Raw genomic sequence first — 16,151 nt, 5'->3', positions numbered from 1 at the left:
CGCTCAGTGGGCGACGCCAGCGGCGCCGTGTTCGTCGATGAGGTGGCCCGTGTGGAAACGGTCTACGGAGAAGGATTTGGCGAGCGGGCCAGGTTCGCCCTTGGCCAGCATGTCGGCAAACACATGGCCCGAGCCCGGTGTGGCCTTGAAGCCGCCCGTGCCCCAGCCGCAGTTGAAGAACAGGCCTTGCACGGCGGTCTTGGAGATGATCGGGCAGGCGTCGGGCGTCACGTCCACAATGCCGCCCCACTGGCGGTTCATGCGCACACGGGAGAACTGGGGGAACAGCTCGATGATGGCGGCGGCCGTGTGTTCGATCACGTGCGGGCTGCCGCGCTGGCCGTAGCCCAGGTAGCTGTCGATGCCGGCGCCGATCACCAGCTCGCCCTTGTCCGACTGGCTGAGGTAGCCGTGGACCGCGTTGGACATGATCACGGTGTCGATCACGCGCTGCATCGATTCCGACACAAAAGCCTGCAGCGGATGGCTTTCCAGCGGCATGCGCAGGCCGGCCATCTTGGCCAGCACAGAGGAATGGCCGGCAGCCACGCAACCCACGCGGTCGGTCTTGACCGCGCCCAGGTTGGTTTGCAGGCCGCGGATCTTGCCGCCCTGGATGTCCATGCCGGTGACTTCGCAGCCCTCGATCAGATCCACGCCCAGGCGACTGGCGGCACGGGCAAAGCCACGGGCCACGGCGTCGTGGTGTGCAATGCCGGCGCGCGGCTGCCAGCTGGCGCCAAGCACCGGGAAGCGGCGGCTGCGGCTGCAGTCGAGCTGGGGGATCTTTTCCTTCACTTCCTGCGCGTTCAGCACATGGGCGTCTATGCCTTGCAGCGCATTGGCATTGACCCGGCGTTCGATGTCGCGCATGTCCTGCAGGTTGTGGCCCAGGTTGAACACGCCGCGCTGGCTGAACATCACGTTGAAGTTCAGGTCTTCGGTCAGGCCTTCCCACAGCTTCAGCGAATGCTCGTAGATGGCTGCGGATTCGTCCCACAGGTAGTTGGAGCGCACGATGGTGGTGTTGCGCGCCGTGTTGCCGCCGCCCAGGTAGCCTTTTTCCAGCACGGCGATCTTGCCGACCTCCGGGTGGTTTTTGGCCAGGTAGTAGGCGGTGGCCAGGCCGTGCCCGCCGCCGCCGACGATCACCACGTCGTAGGAGGGTTTCAGGGCCACCCGTTCCCAGGCTGGTTCCCAGGTTTGGTGGTTTTTAAAGCCGTGCTTGAGCAGGCTCCAGAGTGAGTAGTTTTGGCCGCGCATGGGTTTCTCGTGGGGGTCCAATGAATCTGGATGCATTGTTGGATGTCCCCCGTGTGTCACCTTGCGCCGTGCAGACGCACACTTGTTCAAATTCGACATTGCGTCGGATCTGTCTATTCGGGCGGGCCGCGTAATCCGCTGCTGGACTGTTTAAAATTGAAGGATGAACACCGATACCTCCCCCATGAACCTGACGCATCACTTTTTGATTGCGATGCCCGGGCTGGAGGATGAAGCGTTCGCCAAGAGCGTGGTTTACCTGTGCGAGCACAGCCCGCGCGGGGCCATGGGCCTGGTGATCAACAAACCTAGCGAAATCAGCCTGAAAAGCCTGTTCGACAAGGTCGAGCTGCCGCTGCGGCGTGCCGATTTGAGCGATAGCCCGGTATTCCAGGGCGGCCCGGTGCAAACCGAGCGCGGCTTTGTGCTGCACGAAGCCTTCAGCGGCACGGATATAGACCCCAGCGAGTCGGTCTACGCCTCCACCATGGCGATTCCTGGCGGGCTGGAGATGACCACCTCGAAGGACGTGCTGGAAGCCCTGTCCACCGGTGCCGGCCCGCGCCGGGTCTTGATCTCGCTCGGCTATTCGGCCTGGGGCGAGGGCCAGCTGGAGGCCGAACTCGGCGAAAATAGCTGGCTGACGGTAGAGGCCGACCTGGCGGTGATTTTCGACACCCCGGTCGAGCAGCGTTACGACAAAGCCTTGATGCTGCTGGGCCTGCAGGCCTGGATGCTGTCCCCCGAAGCAGGGCATGCATGACCGAGCCGGTAGCCGTTCCCGCCAATTTGCAATCATTTCTGGCCTTTGACTACGGCCAAAAGCGCACCGGCGTCGCAGTCGGCAACCGTTTCACCCGCACCGCCACACCGCAGGGCACGATTGCCGCCGAAGGCGATGCGCGCTTCATCCCTATCGCCGCCCGCGTCAAGGAATGGCAGCCCGACGCCATCGTGGTCGGCGTGCCCTTCCATCCCGATGGCGCCGCGCACGACAACACCCGGCGCGCCCAGAAGTTCGCCCGGCAGTTGCGTGGTCGCTTCAATCTGCCGGTTTTCGAGGTAGATGAGCGCTATAGCACCACAGAAGCGCTGGAGATGGGCGCCAAAGACGCAGATGCCGCTGCGGCCTGCATCATCCTGGAACAATTTTTGAGGAGTATTCCGTGAGCACACTCATGCTGGATGCCGAGGCGCTGTACCTCGAGCTGTTGCGGGGCGTTAAGGCCTTGCTCAAATCCGACACCCGCTTGGTCGGCATCACCTCCGGCGGCGCCTGGCTGGCCGAGCGTCTGCAGGCTGACCTGCAATTGCCGGGCAAGCCCGGCGTGATTTCCAGCGCCATGCACCGCGACGACTTTTCCCAGCGCGGCATGGTCTCGGGCAGCGGCGGCCAGACCGCGCTGTCTTTCGATGTGAACGGCGCCGACATCATCCTGCTGGACGACGTGCTCTACACCGGCCGCACCATCCGCGCTGTCATCAACGAGCTGTTTGACTTCGGCCGCCCCGCCGCCGTGCGCCTGGCGGTGCTGGTGGATCGTGGCGGGCGCGAGCTGCCGATCCAACCCGATTTCGCCGCTTCGCGCGTGGCCTTGCCGGCCAGCCAGCAGCTAGCGCTGGCGCGCAGTGCGGCCGGTGCCTTCAGCTTCAACGTCGAAGGCTGACCCCCCATGCTTTACAAACGCAACCCCCAACTCAACAAGCACGGCGAGCTGATCCACCTGCTGTCCACCGAAGGCCTGCCCAAGGACATCCTGACGCAGATCCTGGACACCGCCGCCAACTTCGTCAGCGTCAATGACCGCGAGGTCAAGAAGGTGCCGCTGCTGCGCGGTAAAAGCGTGTTCAACCTGTTCTTCGAGAACAGCACCCGTACCCGTACCACCTTCGAGATCGCCGCCACCCGCCTGAGTGCCGACGTGATCAACCTGGACATCGCCCGCTCCAGCGCCGCCAAGGGCGAATCGCTGCTGGACACGATTGCCAACCTCAGCGCCATGGCTGCCGACGTGTTCGTGGTGCGGCACAGCGAATCTGGCGCGCCGTATCTGATCGCCCAGCACGTCGCGCCGCACGTCCACGTGGTGAATGCCGGCGACGGCCGCCACGCGCACCCCACGCAGGGCCTGCTGGACATGTACACCATCCGGCACTACAAGAAAGACTTCAGCAACCTTACCGTGGCCATCGTCGGCGATGTGCTGCACTCGCGCGTGGCGCGCTCCGACATCCACGCGTTGACAACGCTAGGCTGCGCCGAAGTCCGCGTGGTCGGCCCCAAGACCCTGGTGCCCAGCGACATGGCGCAAATGGGCGTGCGCGTCTGCCACACGCTGGAAGAGGGCATCAAGGACTGCGACGTGGTCATCATGCTGCGCCTGCAGAACGAGCGCATGAGCGGCGCGCTGCTGCCGTCCAGCCAGGAGTTCTTCCGCAGCTTCGGCCTGACGCCCGAGAAGCTGGCCCTGGCCAAGCCCGATGCCATCGTCATGCACCCCGGCCCGATCAACCGCGGCGTGGAGATCGACTCCGCCGTGGTCGACGGCAAGCAAAGCGTGATCCTGCCGCAAGTCACTTTCGGCATCGCGGTGCGCATGGCGGTGATGGGCATCGTCGCCGGGAATGAAGCGTGACCGTGTTTGCTATTCAATCCATAGCTGCTAGCGCAGGTAGTACCTGCACCAGAGCCCTATTTGGTTTAAAAATATGAAGACCCTGATCCAACACGGCCGCACCATTGACCCGGCCAGCGGGCTGGACACCACCGGCCCCATCGCCATCGCCGCCGGCCGCATCATCGCCATCGGCCGCGATGTACCCGACTTCCAGCCCGACCGCGTGGTCGACGCCAGCGGCTGCATCGTGCTGCCCGGCCTGGTCGATCTGTGTGCGCGCCTGCGCGAGCCCGGCTACGAGCACGAAGGCATGATGGAAAGCGAAATGGCCGCGGCGGCCGCCGGTGGTGTGACCAGCCTGGTCTGCCCGCCCGATACCGACCCGGTGCTGGATGAATCCGGCCTGGTGCAGATGCTGAAGTTCCGCGCCAAGAAGAACCACCAGTCGCGCCTGTTCCCGCTGGGCGCGCTGACCCGCGGCCTAAAGGGCGAGGTGCTGACCGAGATGGTCGAGCTGACCGAGGCCGGCTGCATAGGCTTCAGCCAGGCCGAGGTGGCGCTGGGCAACACCCAGGTACTGCAGCGCGCGCTGCAGTACGCGGCCACCTTCGACTACGCGGTCTGGCTGCGCCCGCAAGAGCTGCACCTGGGCAAAGGCGTGGCCGCCAGCGGTGCATTGGCCACGCGCATGGGCCTGAGCGGGGTGCCTGTCATAGCCGAAACCATTGCACTGCACACCATTTTCGAGCTGATGAAGACCACCGGCGCCCGCGTGCACCTGTGCCGCATCAGCAGCGCCGCCGGCATCGCCCTGGTGCGCCAGGCCAAGGCCGATGGCCTGCGCGTGAGCTGCGACGTCAGCATCAACTCACTGCACCTGACCGAGGCCGACATCGGCTACTTCGACAGCCGGGCCCGCCTGAGCCCGCCGCTGCGCCAGCAGCGCGACCGCGATGCCCTGCGTGCCGCGCTGGCCGACGGCACGATCGACGCCCTGGTGTCCGACCACACACCGGTCGAAGCCGATGCCAAGGCCTTGCCGTTTGCCGAAGCCGAACCCGGTGCCACCGGCCTGGAGCTGCTGCTGAGCCTGGCGCTGAAATGGAGCCAGGACGACGGCGTGCCACTGCAGCGCGCGCTGGCCGCCGTTACCTGCGCGCCCGCCGCTGTGCTGGGCAGCAGCCTGGGCACGCTGCAGGCCAGCCTGGGCCAGCTGGTCGAAGGCGGTGTGGCCGACCTCTGCATCTTCGATCCCGCCGCCAGCTGGACCGTGGCCGCCGACACCTTGCGCAGCCAGGGCAAGCACACGCCGTTCTCCGGCTACGAGCTGCCCGGCCGCGTGCGCTGTGCCGTGGTGGCCGGCCATGTGGCCTTCGAATCCCACCGCGATGCACTATAAAAATAGTAGCTGCTAGCGCAGATAGTACCTGCGCTAGCAGCATTATTTTTATAAATTCCTGATGCGCTTGTTTCGCGTTCTTGCCAAGTTGCTGCACTTGCTGCTGCACATCGCTACCGGCTGGTGGACCATCCGCCGGCATTTCCCCCAGATGGACAACGCCGAGCGCGGCCGGCAGGTGCAAGCCTGGTCACAGCAGCTGCTGCGCGTGCTGGGCATACGCCTACGGGTCAGCGGCACACCGCCCAGCCAAGGCCCGTTGCTGCTGGTGGCCAACCACATTTCGTGGCTGGACATTGCGGTCATACACGCGGCCGGCTACTGCCGCTTTGTGTCCAAAGCCGACGTCAAGCAGTGGCCCGTCGTTGGCACCTTGGCCACGGCTTCGGGCACGCTGTACATCGAGCGCGAGTCGCGCCGCGACGCCATGCGCGTGGTGCACCACATGGTGGAGAGCCTGCGCGCCGGCGATGTGATTGCCGTCTTCCCCGAAGGCACGACCGGCGACGGCCGCAGCCTGCTGCCGTTCCACGCCAACCTGCTGCAAGCGGCGATCTCGGCCAATGTGCCGGTGCAGCCGTTGGCGCTGCGCTTTGTCGATGTGCATACCGGGGCGCTGCACTTCGCCCCCAGCTTTGTGGGCGACGAGACCCTGCTGGGCTCGCTCTGGCGCACCCTCAGCGCCACCACCCTGGGGGCCGATGTGCTGTATGGCCCGGCCGAGCACGCCCAGGGCCGCGATCGCCGGACCTGGGCGCAGGATCTTCACGCGCAGGTCCAGGCTTTGCGGACCAGTTTGTAGTTTCCCGCCAGCGGCCAATGCGCAGGTAACGCAATGGGTGATTTTCTTTAGAACACCGGCTCGCACAGCACCTCGGTAGTCACCGAGTTGGCGATGTAGCACTCGGCATGGGCAGCGTGGTGCAGTTGTTCCAGTTCTTCGCGGCTGGGCTGCCGGTCGCCGGCGAACTGCACGGCGGGGTGCAGCGTCACCTGGGTCATGGCCATGCGGCCCTGGCTGTTGCGGGCCATCAGGCCGGTGGCGGCGTCGCGGTAGCTGTCGACCACCCAGCCGGCCCGGGCGGCCAGGTCCAGAAACCACAGCATGTGGCAGCTGGAGAGGGCGGCGATGAACGCTTCTTCCGGGTCTACCGCCGCCGGGTCGGAGAACGGCAGCCGCACCACATGGGGCGATGAAGACGCGGTTACCTGGGCACCGCCATCGAAGTGCCAGCTGTGGCGGCGGCTGTAGCGGTGGTCGGTAAAGGCTTGCGCATCGCGCTGCCAGACAATGGTGGCGGTGTGGTGGGGCATGGTGTTTGCTACTCTTTCAATAGCTGTTGCTGTACATCCGATATGCGCTGGGGCTTCTTTTTGTGCAAAGGTTGCAGCAGCATACCGGATGGACTGCACCAGCGGGCTCTGGTGGAGGTACATCAACAGAATGGATGATTCTGGCTAGGGAGTTTGTAACAACCGGTGGCAGAATGAAAAAAATTCTGAAGGCCAGCATGGGGATCACCGCGGTACCACAACGCTCCAGTTTTGAGGCCAAGATCCTCATCGCCTTTACGGCTGCCGTGCTGGTGGTGGTCGCGCTGTTTGCCATCACCTGGCAGTTGGAAAAAGAAGCCTCTGAAGCCGCGCGCTGGGTGGCGCACACCCAGGAGGTGATCACCAACATCGCCCGCGCCCGCGCGGATACGCTGCAGGTGGAGTTCAGCACCCAGAACTACCGGCTCACCGGCGACGTGGCCCAGCTGCTGGAACGCGATGCCACCATTGCCACCCGGGAAGCGGTGCTGCAAAAAATACAGCAGCTGACGCGGGACAACCCCGAACAGCAGCAGCGCTGGAACGGCTTGCGTGCCGTGGTCAACCAGCGGATCGAGATATCCAAGCATGTGGAGTGGTTGCGCAAGACCCAGGGGCAGGAGGCGGCGACCGCGTTTGTGGCGACCGCGCCGCTGCGCGAAACCCGCGAACGCACCTACCGGCTGCTGCGCGAGATGGAGGCGGAGGAGACCCGTCTGCTGGCCCTGCGCAGCGCCGAGCAGCAGCACGGCCGCCAAACCCTGCTGGTCTCGGGCGCGCTGGCCACGCTGTTGCTGCTGGTTTTGCTGGTGTCCACCTATGCCCTGATCCGGCGCCAGTTGCGCATCGCCGATGCCAGCCAGCGTGCGCTGGCCGATAACGAAGACAGCCTGTCCGCCCTGCTGCACTCCATCGGCGATGCGGTGCTGGCGACGGACATCGACGGCCGCATCACCCGCATGAATCCGCTGGCCGAGCGGCTGACCGGCTGGCCGTTGGCCCAGGCCCGCGGGCGCCCAGTCAACGAGGTGTTTTGCATCATCAACGAGCAGACCCGCCAGCCCGCCGAGGTGCCGGTCGACCGGGTGCTTGCGACCGGCACCCTGCAAGAGCTGGCCAACCACACGTTGCTGGTCCACCGCAATGGCAGCGAATGCCCGATTGCCGACAGTGCGGCGCCCATCCGCGACGCCCAGGGGCTGGTGCGCGGCGTGGTGCTGGTGTTCCGCGACGAAACCACGCCCCGCCAAGTCCAGCGCAGCATACGCGACCACAACCTATTGCTTGAGCAGCGCGTGCAAGAGCGCACGGTGCAGCTGCAGGAAAGCCAGGAGCATCTGCGCAGCGTGATCAGCAATGTGCCGGCCCTGATTGCCTATGTCGATGCGCAGCAGCGCTATGTGTATGTGAACAAGCCCTACCTGCAGCGCTTCGCGCCCGGGCAGACCGACATTGCTGGCCGCACCGTGCGCGAAATCCTCGGCCCCGAACGCTACGCGGTGGTCAGCCCGATGGTTGCCGAGGTACTGAAAGGCCAGCCCCAGGGCTACGACTGGCAGCCCTTTCCCGGCGTCTGGCAGGTCATCCGCTACATGCCCAAGCGGGATAGCTACGGCCAGGTCGAGGGCTACTACGTGCTGGGTTCGGACATCACCGAGCGCAAGCAGGCCGAGGAAAAAATCCAGGCCCTCAACGCCGAGCTGTCGCAGCGGGTGCGCGACCTGGAGCAAGTGGGCCGGGAGCTGAAGACCTAAGGAATTCGCGTCCTGCTGTGGCAGTCGGTAAATGACGAATTGCTACTTTATGTATAGCGACTGGCGCAGTATGTATATGTGCTACAGCCCTATTTCGCTAGTATTTTTGCGGCTAGGCCTGCAGATTCAGATGCTGGCCAATGGTGTGCCCCAGCGCATTCGAGGTGGGCTGCGGCGGCATCTTCACATTGAAATTTGCGCTCGGAGCGGCTTCACCCGCCGTGCTGTCTTTGCTGGCGGTCTTCTTGGTATCGACGGGGGCGGTCGCGCTGGCCTTTTGCGGTGCGGGCACGGCGCTGGCGGAAGTGACGGAGCTGACGGCCATGTTTGCCTTTCGAGTGGTTGAAGCGCCGCGCATGCATTTGCATGCACAGCGGAGCCACTCTAGCGCCGAGCCGGGCGCCAGGGGCCGGCTTTACCTGCTGCTACAAAAGCCTGGTCCCTTCGACAGGAATCGAACCTGTATCTAGCACTTAGGAGGCACTCGTTCTATCCATTGAACTACGAAGGGGAGCGCGGATTGTAGGGCTTGGCAAGGCCGGTTTTGTCGCTCCCGGTTTTTCGGGTAGATGGCTTTTTGCTATTAGAAACGTAGCTTCCTGCGCAGGTTCTACATGCGTTGAAGGCCTGTTTTCTTTAAATTTATCCGGCGGCACCATTCGGTAGCGCCTTGTCCAGCGGCAGCTGCAGGCCGGACTTCAGCCAGCCCAGGGTGACGGAGGTACGGAAGCGGCGGATGTTGTCGTCGCCCTCGAACAGCCGCCGCGTCAGCGCCTCGTAGTCGGCCATCGAGGCCACGGTGACGATCAGCAGGTAGTCGGCCTCGCCGGTCACGCTGTAGCACTGCTGCACCGCGGGTTCGGCGGCGATGCGGGTGCGCATGGCGGCGGTACGGTCGGGGCGTTCGTTCTCCAGGTGCAGCTCGATGATGATGGTCAGCGGCAGGCCGACCTTGGCCGCGTCGATCACCGCCACATTGGCGCGGATCACGCCGCTGTCTTGCAGCCGCCGGATGCGCCGCTGCACCGCCGGTGCCGACAGGTGCACCGCTTCGGCAATCGCGCGCTGGGGCACGCTGTTGTCCTTTTGCAGGATGTCCAGGATGGCGATGTCGAACGCGTCAAGGGGCGGGGCGGCGGGCATGTGGGTGGAGAGTTGTGAGCGAATATTGCGTTTGTGGCCTGTTTTTATAGCGAAAACTACCTGTCTGGCGATTTATATTTTCGCCCATGACTTCTACACGGTACCAACGGGCGATTCCTTTTTTGGCGGTTCTGGGCGCGGTGACGGCGCTGGGCATTGGCACGTCCTGGGCCAAGCAGCTGTTCCCGTTAGTGGGGGCGCAGGGCACGACGGCCGTGCGGGTGGGTTTTTCGGCCCTGCTGTTGCTGCTGTTGTGGCGGCCCTGGCGTTGGCATCTGTCGCGGGCGGACGCCATCTCGATTGCCTGCTACGGCGCTGCGCTGGGCGTGATGAACCTGATGTTCTACATGTCGCTGCGCACCTTGCCGTTTGGGCTGGCCGTGGCCATTGAGTTCGCCGGGCCGCTGGCCTTGGCGATTGCAGCATCGCGCCGGATGGTGGACTTTGTGTGGCTGGCGTTGGCCGGCCTGGGACTGGGCATGCTGCTACCCCTGGGCCTGAGCAGCAACGATCTGGACCCCACGGGCGTGCTGTACGCACTGGGAACGGCCGTGCTGTGGGCGCTGTACATCGTGTTCGGCAAGCGGGTTGGCCATCTGCATGCGGGGCATTCGGTGTCGCTGGGCCTGCTGGTGGCGGCCATCGTGGTGGTGCCAGTGGGTATTGCGCATGCCGGTGCAGCGCTGCTGTCGCCCACGGTGCTGCTGGTCGGCGTGTGCGTGGCGGCCATTTCCAGCGCGCTGCCGATTTCATTGGAAATGGTGGCGATGAAGCGCCTGCCCAAAGAAGCCTTCGGCATCATGATCAGCATGGAGCCGGCAGTGGCTGCGGTGCTGGCCGTGGGTCTGCTGGACGAGCATCTGAACCCCCAGCAATGGCTGGCCATAGGCTGCATCATGGCCGCGTCCATGGGCAGTGCGGCCACTGCGCGGCGGCCACAGACGCATGCGTCGCAGGTGGTCACCGCGTAGCAATCGTCAGTCGTAGGTCAGCGTGAAGATCAGGTCGATCGCGCTTTGTTCGCCGGTCTGGGCGCGCAGGGTGAAGCGCTTGCTCAGGTCGTAGAAGATGTACAGCGTGCCCAGGGTGCCGGCCAGGCTGTGCTCGTAGGCCACATAAAAGTCGCGTGACAGGCGCTTGCCAAAGGTGACGGCGGCCGCGCTGGTCGTGCCATCGGTTTTGGTGCCGCTGCCGCTGAACGACAGCTCGTCCAGGCCCAGGGCCGATGCCAGCCCGCCGGAGATACCCTTGCCGTTGCCGCCCAGCAAGGCCAGCGCGGCCTGCTGCAGTACCGCGCCTTCGGCGCCGCCATTGGCGGCACTGCGGCCTAGCACCAACCAGGCGAGCTTCTCGGCATCGGACAGGTCGGAATCGGAATACAGCCGCACCCGCGGTGCCAGCGCGGTGCCGGTGATTTGCACGCCCACGCGCACGCTCAGGTTCGGGCGGATTGCCAGCACGTCGAGCGAGGGGTTGTCGTAGGGGCCGGTGAAGCGCAGGATGCCTTCGTCGATGTCCAGCTGCTGGCTGTAGGCGCGGTAGCTGCCGCGCACGGTGCGCAGCTCGCCGGTGACGCGAGGGCCGGCCAGGGTGGGGCCGGCGCGCAGATTCAGCTTGCCGGCCAGGCGGGTGTCCAGGCCGCGGCCCACCAGGTGGAAGTCGCTGCCCAGGTCGAGTTCCAGGTTGATCTCGGGCGTGTTTTTTGAAGCGCTGGGCGCTGGCGTAGCCGGGCTGGGTGTCACTACCGCAGTGCTGCGCGAACGCACCACCACGTCGCCACCCAGGCTGGGCGCGGTTTCATCGGGCAGGATGAACAAGGCCTGGTCGGCCTTGAGTGCGCCTTGCAATGCCAGCTTGCCCTGGGCGAGCTTGGCTTGCAGCGTGCCGGATACCGTAAGGCGGCGGTCGGCCCGGGTCGAGATGCGCAGGGCCGTGGCCTGGGCCTGCAGGTCCATCTGGATACCGGCCGGGGCGCTGCCGCTCCAGCTGGCCGATCCGGTGGCCGTGAGGCTGCCGCCGTCATTGGCCGGCGGCGCGGTACGGGAGGCGTTGCCGGTGGCGGCGGCGGTAGGTGCGCCGCGCAGGCTGAATTCGCTGATGTTCAGGCGCTGGCCTTCGAGGCTGGCGCGCAGCCGGCCGTCGCGCAACTCTATGCCTTCGACCACCGAGCGCAGCGCCAGGTCGTCGGCCTGCAGCGTGCCGGTCCACTGCGGCGCCAGCCGGGTGCCGCCCAGCTTGGCATCGGCGGCCAGGGTGCCGCGCATGCGCCAACCCGGCGGTGCCAGCACCGACCAGATGCCGACGCGGGGCAGGGCGGCGTGCACATTGCCGCTCAGTGGGGCGTCGGCGGGCCAGGTCCAGCTGCCGTCGGCCTGGCGGATCTGGGTGGCCAGGTCGGCCTCTATCTGGCCGGCGCGTTCGCTGTCCCAGCGCAGGCTGGCGCTGAGCGTGTCGCCATTGGTGCGCAGGCCGATGCTGGCGGTGCGGATGCCGGCGCTGATGGTGCTGGGTGCGCTTTTGATTGCATCGTCGCCGGTTTGCAGCAGCAGGTCGCCACTGCGGCGGCGCAGATTGGCGCTGAGCTGCAGGGTCTGCGCGGCCTGGATGTCCCAATCGCCGTCCAGCACCAGATTGCCTTGCAGGCCGATTTGCGCCAGTTGGCCATTGCCGGCGGCCAGGATCTCCAGCCAGCCCATGGGGATGTCTTGCAGCGTGCCGGCACTGCGCAGGCGGCCGCCGTTCTGCGCCCAGGCCACGGGCTGCCAGCTGATCTTGGCGCTGCCGGGCGCAGGCCCGGTGAGGCTGGCGCTGCCGGCAGCAGCGTCAAAGCTGCTGCCGCTGGCCGGGGTGGCGAACTTCAGGGCGAGAGCCTGGTCCAGCTGCAGCTTCCAGGGGCCGGGGCGGCTGCTGTCCTGCAGCTGTAGTGCCAGGCTGGCGATGCGGGCCTGCCATTGGTTGGGGGCCAGCAGTCCGGCGCTGGCGCGGCTGTTCAGGCTCAGGCGCTGGGTGCCGGTGGCGGCCTCGCCCTGCAAGGCCAGGTCCAGCGTGTTCAGGCTGCCGGATGCATCAAGCGTCAGCTGGCGCAGGTTGATGGGCGTGCCGGTGTCGGCTGGCGCGCGGATCTCCAGCGTGGGTACCGCCAGCTGGGCCTGCAGGTGGAACGGCGTACCGCTGGGCTTGGCCGCCAGGGCGTTGGCCCAGCCACCGGTCCAGCGGCCGGTGAATGCGGCCTGGCCTTTGAAGGCCGTGGTTTGCAGGCTGGCGGCCGCGCCGGGCAGGCGGGCCAACCAGCGCGTGGCCAGGTTGGCATCCTTGACCTGCACCGCGAAATCGCCCGCACCCTGCGCGGCGCTGAGCTGGCCTTGCACATCGGCCTGGGCGCCGGGCAACGTCAGGTGCAGCTGACCCTTGGCCGCGCGGGTGGCGATTGCCACATCCAGCTGGCCTTGCAGCAGCGCATCGTCGGTTTGCAGCTTCAGGGCCGACAGGCTGAGCGTACCGGCGGCCCAGCGGCCAGTGGTCTGGACGCTGCGTACGCGCAGGCCCCGCAGCGCAGGGTTGATTGCGGTGCTACTTGCGGGTTGCAGTGCAGCGTCGAAGCGGATCGCTTGGCCTGTGCTGCTGGCGGTGAGCTTGCCGTCCAGCAAGGCCGGGTCCATGCGGGTGTGGATGGCCGCGGGGTTGATGCGGCGCAGCTGGGCCTGGGCGGTCCAGTCGGTGGAGCCCGCGCCATTCCACTGGCCACTGAGCTGCACTTCGCCCTTGCCCAGCTGGGCATTGAGCGACTCGACGATCCATGCGCCTTGCTGGAACTGCAGTGTGGTTTCTGCGTGGTCCAGCGGTAGCCGGTTTTTGTCCCAGGGGCCGCTCAGGCGGTTGTCCACGCGGGCCTGGGCGCGCCAGGTCGCGGCGGCGCTGCCGGGCCGGACCTGGGCATTGCCCTGGAGCAGGGTTTGCGGGGCTTCGGGCCAAAGGTCGGCCAGGTTCAGCTGCTGGAAGCTGGCATCGGCCTGGTGTACCGGCTGCGCGGCCCAGGGCTGGATTTGCGCGTTGAGAGTGGCTTGCAATGCGCTGGCGTTGCCGGGTACCAGCTGGGCCTGGATCTGCAGCAAGGCCTCTTGCCCTGCCAGCGGGCCACTGGCCGAGGCTTGGGCGGTAACGCGCAATGGCTTGCCGCCGCCCGGGACTTGGGTGTCCACCGTGCCTTGTACGCTGGCCTGCAATGCCATGGGGCTGCGTGCCTGCAAGCTGGCTTGGGCGGTGTATTGGCCCGAGGCGATGCGCACGTTAGTGATGTCGAGTTGGTGCTGGCTGCCCTCAAAGCGGTAGCGGCCGTTCAGTTGTTGGGCTTCCAGGGCTGGTGGGCCTTTCCAGTGCAGCTCGGCTACCTCGAAGGGAAGGTCCACGGTCAGGGGCAGCACGATGTCGGCGAGCGGGCTGCTGGGTTCGTTGGACGGGGTGGCTTCGATGTCGAGCCGGGCGATGCGCAGCTTGCCCAGCTGTAGCTCGCGCCGCACCAGGCGGTCGAGCTGCCAGTCCACCGCCACGTCCTGGGCTTCGGCCCTCAGGCTGGGGCTTTGGTACAACAGGCTGCCAATGTGGCCGCCTCGGCGTACCGAGCCGGTTACATCGCGCGCCTCCAGGCTGTGGCCCGCTGGCAGGTAGCCGGCGGCACGGTTCAGCGCGGTGGCCAGCGAGGTGTCGGTGCCCAGCCAGATCACCAGCCCTACGACCAGGGCCGCCAGCAGCAGGATGGGCGCTCCCAGCAGCCACAGCAGCCATTTCCGAAAAGACCTGCGTACCGTACTCAAAAGCTGAACCCCACACTCAGATGCAGGCGTACTTTGTGCGTGGCCAGGCCATAGGCCAGGTCCATCTGCACCGGGCCGACGGGGCTGCGCCAGCGCACGCCGGCGCCCACACCGACCTTGGCGTGCATGGCGCCTACGGTGTCGGCTACCGCGCCGGCGTCGGCAAACACCGCGCTCTCCCATTCGCTGGCGCGGCCGTTGACGATGATGGGCCGCTGCCATTCGATGCTGCCCGAGCCCAGATAGCGGCCGGCAGTGATGCTGCCGCTGGTGCTGGGCACGCCGATGTCCTGGTAGCCGTAGCCACGCACGGTGGTGTCGCCGCCGGTCAGAAACTGCTGGGTGCTGGGGATATTGGCGTCGGCCTTGGCGATGACGGCACCGGCTTCGGCCCGCAGCGCCAGGCGGCCAGCGCGTACTGTGGAAGTGTTGCCAGGGAGCAGTTGCCCCAGTGGTACATAGCCCAACCAGCGGGTCAGCACCCGTGTATACGGCTGGCGGTCGCTGCCCAGCGTGAAGCCGCCGCCCAGTTCCACCGCCACGCCATAGCCCTGGGTGGGGGTGCGGATGTCGTCAAAGTCGCGCCGCGTCCAGGCGTAGTTGGCGCTGATGGCGCTGGACGACACCGCTGGCCCGGTGCCCGCGGTTTCGATCGCGTGGTCGTATTGCAGGTAGATGTTGCGGTCGATGCGCTCGTTCTCCTGGCTGCGGCCGGCCCGCAGGCGTTGGCTGTTGGTGACGGTGCCGCTCAAGTCCTGGTGCTGCAGCTGGGCCGAGGTCGCCCAGCGCCAGTTGTGGGTATCGGGCGGGGCGGTGAGCTCGCTGCCCAGGGTCTGGGTGTTGCGGTCGAGGGTGAGCTTGGAAACCGCCCGCCAGCCTATCCAGGGCAGCTGGCGGTGGGTGTGCTCGGCAGACACGCGCGGTCCGCTGTCGGTACTGAAGCCCACGCCAAGCACCAGTTTTTGCAGCTTGGCCTCGCGCAGCTGGGCCACCACGGTGGCGGTGCGCGGGTCGCCATTGGTGTCCAGAGTCAGGAAAACCGAGTCGAAATACCCGCTATCGGCCAGGCGCTGCTGGGTCTGCAGCAGCTGGGCCTGGCTGTAGTCGGACCCGGTGGGCAACTGGGCCAGGCGACGCACCAGCTCCGGGCTGTAGCGTTGCGTGCCGCGCGGGTCCAGCGTACCAAACCGGAAGGCCGGGCCTGAGGCCAGCGTCAAATCCAGGCGCACGGTGTGGGTGTCGGGGTCGATATCGGCCAGGCTGTTGGCGATTTCGCTGGTGGGGAAGCGCTGGATGGTCAGGCTGCGCAGGGCCTGGGTTTTGGCGTCGTCCCAGGCCTCTTGGGTGAACCGCTCACCGGCGCGCAGCAGCCAGCCGCTGCGTATGCTGTCGCGCAGCTCTTGCGCATCAGGGTCTTCGGCAATGGGGCCGGTAAAAGCGATTTCTACCTGACCAATGCGGGCGGGTTCGCCCAGCTGTACCGTCAGCAGCACTTCGCGGGGTGCGCTGGCGCTTTGCGGGGTGTCCAACGTGGTGATGGTGACGGTGGACGAGAAATAGCCTTGCGTCGCCAGCAGGTCGTGGGCGTTGCGTTCGGCGGCTTGCAGCAGGCGTGCCAGTTCTATGCTGTCCAGATCGGTCAGGCTGCGGTAACGCTGCAGTTCCAGGTGTTTTGTCAGCAGTTCGCGTATTTTGTCGGGGGCTTCCACCCGCAGGTCGAAGGCGAATGGAAGCGTTGGCGTACTGGCGGCGGCCGGCTCCGGCAAGGGCTGCCCCTGCAGTGCCCCTGAGCATCCCAGTAGCAGCACACCCGCACACAGCAACACCCGCAACCAGAATCGCTGCATCG

General features: G+C 66.2%; 14 protein-coding genes and 1 tRNA gene. 8 read left to right on the top strand and 7 right to left on the bottom strand.

The genetic code is table 11. The features are described 5' to 3' along the window. Positions 1-3: 3 nt before the first annotated feature. Positions 4-1,263 (bottom strand): sarcosine oxidase subunit beta family protein, encoded by a 1,260-nt coding sequence (locus BLT66_RS17515; RefSeq protein WP_092759469.1) that lies wholly within the window; start codon positions 1,261-1,263, stop codon positions 4-6. A gap of 163 nt (positions 1,264-1,426) precedes the next feature. On the opposite strand from BLT66_RS17515, the gene BLT66_RS17510 reads away from it, so the two are divergent. From BLT66_RS17510 to BLT66_RS17485, 6 genes are all read left to right on the top strand, one after another. Further along, the gene (locus tag BLT66_RS17510; RefSeq protein WP_092759467.1) at positions 1,427-2,026 is read left to right on the top strand and encodes a YqgE/AlgH family protein; all 600 of its coding nucleotides are present in this window, start codon (positions 1,427-1,429) and stop codon (positions 2,024-2,026) included. Beyond that, the gene (ruvX, locus tag BLT66_RS17505) at positions 2,023-2,433 is read left to right on the top strand and encodes a Holliday junction resolvase RuvX (RefSeq protein ID WP_092759465.1); all 411 of its coding nucleotides are present in this window, start codon (positions 2,023-2,025) and stop codon (positions 2,431-2,433) included. Before BLT66_RS17510 ends, ruvX begins: the two co-directional genes overlap by 4 nt. A gap of 8 nt (positions 2,434-2,441) precedes the next feature. Further along, on the top strand, positions 2,442-2,930 hold the full coding sequence (gene pyrR, locus BLT66_RS17500; RefSeq protein WP_092759463.1) for a bifunctional pyr operon transcriptional regulator/uracil phosphoribosyltransferase PyrR: 489 nt from the start codon (positions 2,442-2,444) through the stop codon (positions 2,928-2,930). Between the two features lie 6 nt (positions 2,931-2,936). Continuing rightward, a complete protein-coding gene (locus tag BLT66_RS17495; RefSeq protein ID WP_092759461.1) occupies positions 2,937-3,899 on the top strand; it encodes an aspartate carbamoyltransferase catalytic subunit in 963 nt (320 codons plus the stop codon). Between the two features lie 73 nt (positions 3,900-3,972). Then, positions 3,973-5,280 (top strand): dihydroorotase, encoded by a 1,308-nt coding sequence (locus BLT66_RS17490; RefSeq protein ID WP_092759459.1) that lies wholly within the window; start codon positions 3,973-3,975, stop codon positions 5,278-5,280. A 61-nt stretch (positions 5,281-5,341) separates the two neighbouring features. Then, the gene (locus BLT66_RS17485) at positions 5,342-6,082 is read left to right on the top strand and encodes a lysophospholipid acyltransferase family protein (protein WP_092759457.1); all 741 of its coding nucleotides are present in this window, start codon (positions 5,342-5,344) and stop codon (positions 6,080-6,082) included. Between the two features lie 47 nt (positions 6,083-6,129). Here the strand turns inward: BLT66_RS17485 and BLT66_RS17480 are convergent, their stop codons facing one another. Then, a complete protein-coding gene (locus BLT66_RS17480) occupies positions 6,130-6,594 on the bottom strand; it encodes an OsmC family protein (RefSeq protein ID WP_092759455.1) in 465 nt (154 codons plus the stop codon). Positions 6,595-6,767: 173 nt separating this feature from the next. Here BLT66_RS17480 and BLT66_RS17475 point away from each other — a divergent pair, with 173 nt between their 5' ends. Beyond that, positions 6,768-8,348 carry a PAS domain-containing protein gene (locus BLT66_RS17475; protein WP_255406973.1) on the top strand — a complete coding sequence of 527 codons (1,581 nt, stop codon included), beginning with the start codon at positions 6,768-6,770 and terminating at the stop codon, positions 8,346-8,348. Positions 8,349-8,460: 112 nt separating this feature from the next. Here BLT66_RS17475 and BLT66_RS17470 read toward each other — a convergent pair whose 3' ends face one another. From BLT66_RS17470 to BLT66_RS17460, 3 genes are all read right to left on the bottom strand, one after another. After that, the gene (locus BLT66_RS17470) at positions 8,461-8,673 is read right to left on the bottom strand and encodes a hypothetical protein (protein ID WP_092759453.1); all 213 of its coding nucleotides are present in this window, start codon (positions 8,671-8,673) and stop codon (positions 8,461-8,463) included. Positions 8,674-8,784: 111 nt separating this feature from the next. Continuing rightward, positions 8,785-8,859 (bottom strand) — tRNA-Arg (locus BLT66_RS17465). A 131-nt stretch (positions 8,860-8,990) separates the two neighbouring features. Beyond that, on the bottom strand, positions 8,991-9,491 hold the full coding sequence (locus tag BLT66_RS17460) for an Lrp/AsnC family transcriptional regulator (protein ID WP_092759451.1): 501 nt from the start codon (positions 9,489-9,491) through the stop codon (positions 8,991-8,993). An 86-nt stretch (positions 9,492-9,577) separates the two neighbouring features. Between BLT66_RS17460 and BLT66_RS17455 the strand changes: the two genes are divergently transcribed. Further along, entirely contained in the window at positions 9,578-10,462 is an 885-nt protein-coding gene (locus BLT66_RS17455) for an EamA family transporter (RefSeq protein ID WP_092759449.1), read from the top strand. 6 nt (positions 10,463-10,468) lie between these two features. On the opposite strand, the gene BLT66_RS17450 is transcribed toward BLT66_RS17455, so the two are convergent. Both BLT66_RS17450 and BLT66_RS17445 read right to left on the bottom strand, forming a co-directional pair. Further along, the gene (locus tag BLT66_RS17450; protein ID WP_092759447.1) at positions 10,469-14,302 is read right to left on the bottom strand and encodes a translocation/assembly module TamB domain-containing protein; all 3,834 of its coding nucleotides are present in this window, start codon (positions 14,300-14,302) and stop codon (positions 10,469-10,471) included. Continuing rightward, complete coding sequence (locus tag BLT66_RS17445; RefSeq protein WP_092759445.1) at positions 14,299-16,149, bottom strand: autotransporter assembly complex protein TamA; 1,851 nt, start codon at positions 16,147-16,149, stop codon at positions 14,299-14,301. The genes BLT66_RS17450 and BLT66_RS17445 overlap by 4 nt, the downstream gene beginning before the upstream one ends. Between the last annotated feature and the right edge of the window lie 2 nt (positions 16,150-16,151).

It is taken from the genome of Rhodoferax sp. OV413, assembly GCF_900104385.1.
Lineage (GTDB): Bacteria > Pseudomonadota > Gammaproteobacteria > Burkholderiales > Burkholderiaceae_C > Rhodoferax_B.
This window is presented reverse-complemented; position numbering and strand designations above follow the sequence as displayed.

Excerpts from the sequence above, each read along its gene's own strand:
- BLT66_RS17515 (WP_092759469.1), bottom strand. The coding sequence starts at position 1,263 with ATGCGCGGCCAAAACTACTCACTCTGGAGCCTGCTCAAGCACGGCTTT.
- BLT66_RS17510 (WP_092759467.1), top strand. The coding sequence starts at position 1,427 with ATGAACACCGATACCTCCCCCATGAACCTGACGCATCACTTTTTGATT.
- ruvX (WP_092759465.1), top strand. The coding sequence starts at position 2,023 with ATGACCGAGCCGGTAGCCGTTCCCGCCAATTTGCAATCATTTCTGGCC.
- pyrR (WP_092759463.1), top strand. The coding sequence starts at position 2,442 with ATGCTGGATGCCGAGGCGCTGTACCTCGAGCTGTTGCGGGGCGTTAAG.
- BLT66_RS17495 (WP_092759461.1), top strand. The coding sequence starts at position 2,937 with ATGCTTTACAAACGCAACCCCCAACTCAACAAGCACGGCGAGCTGATC.
- BLT66_RS17490 (WP_092759459.1), top strand. The coding sequence starts at position 3,973 with ATGAAGACCCTGATCCAACACGGCCGCACCATTGACCCGGCCAGCGGG.
- BLT66_RS17485 (WP_092759457.1), top strand. The coding sequence starts at position 5,342 with ATGCGCTTGTTTCGCGTTCTTGCCAAGTTGCTGCACTTGCTGCTGCAC.
- BLT66_RS17480 (WP_092759455.1), bottom strand. The coding sequence starts at position 6,594 with ATGCCCCACCACACCGCCACCATTGTCTGGCAGCGCGATGCGCAAGCC.
- BLT66_RS17475 (WP_255406973.1), top strand. The coding sequence starts at position 6,768 with ATGAAAAAAATTCTGAAGGCCAGCATGGGGATCACCGCGGTACCACAA.
- BLT66_RS17470 (WP_092759453.1), bottom strand. The coding sequence starts at position 8,673 with ATGGCCGTCAGCTCCGTCACTTCCGCCAGCGCCGTGCCCGCACCGCAA.
- BLT66_RS17460 (WP_092759451.1), bottom strand. The coding sequence starts at position 9,491 with ATGCCCGCCGCCCCGCCCCTTGACGCGTTCGACATCGCCATCCTGGAC.
- BLT66_RS17455 (WP_092759449.1), top strand. The coding sequence starts at position 9,578 with ATGACTTCTACACGGTACCAACGGGCGATTCCTTTTTTGGCGGTTCTG.
- BLT66_RS17445 (WP_092759445.1), bottom strand. The coding sequence starts at position 16,149 with ATGCAGCGATTCTGGTTGCGGGTGTTGCTGTGTGCGGGTGTGCTGCTA.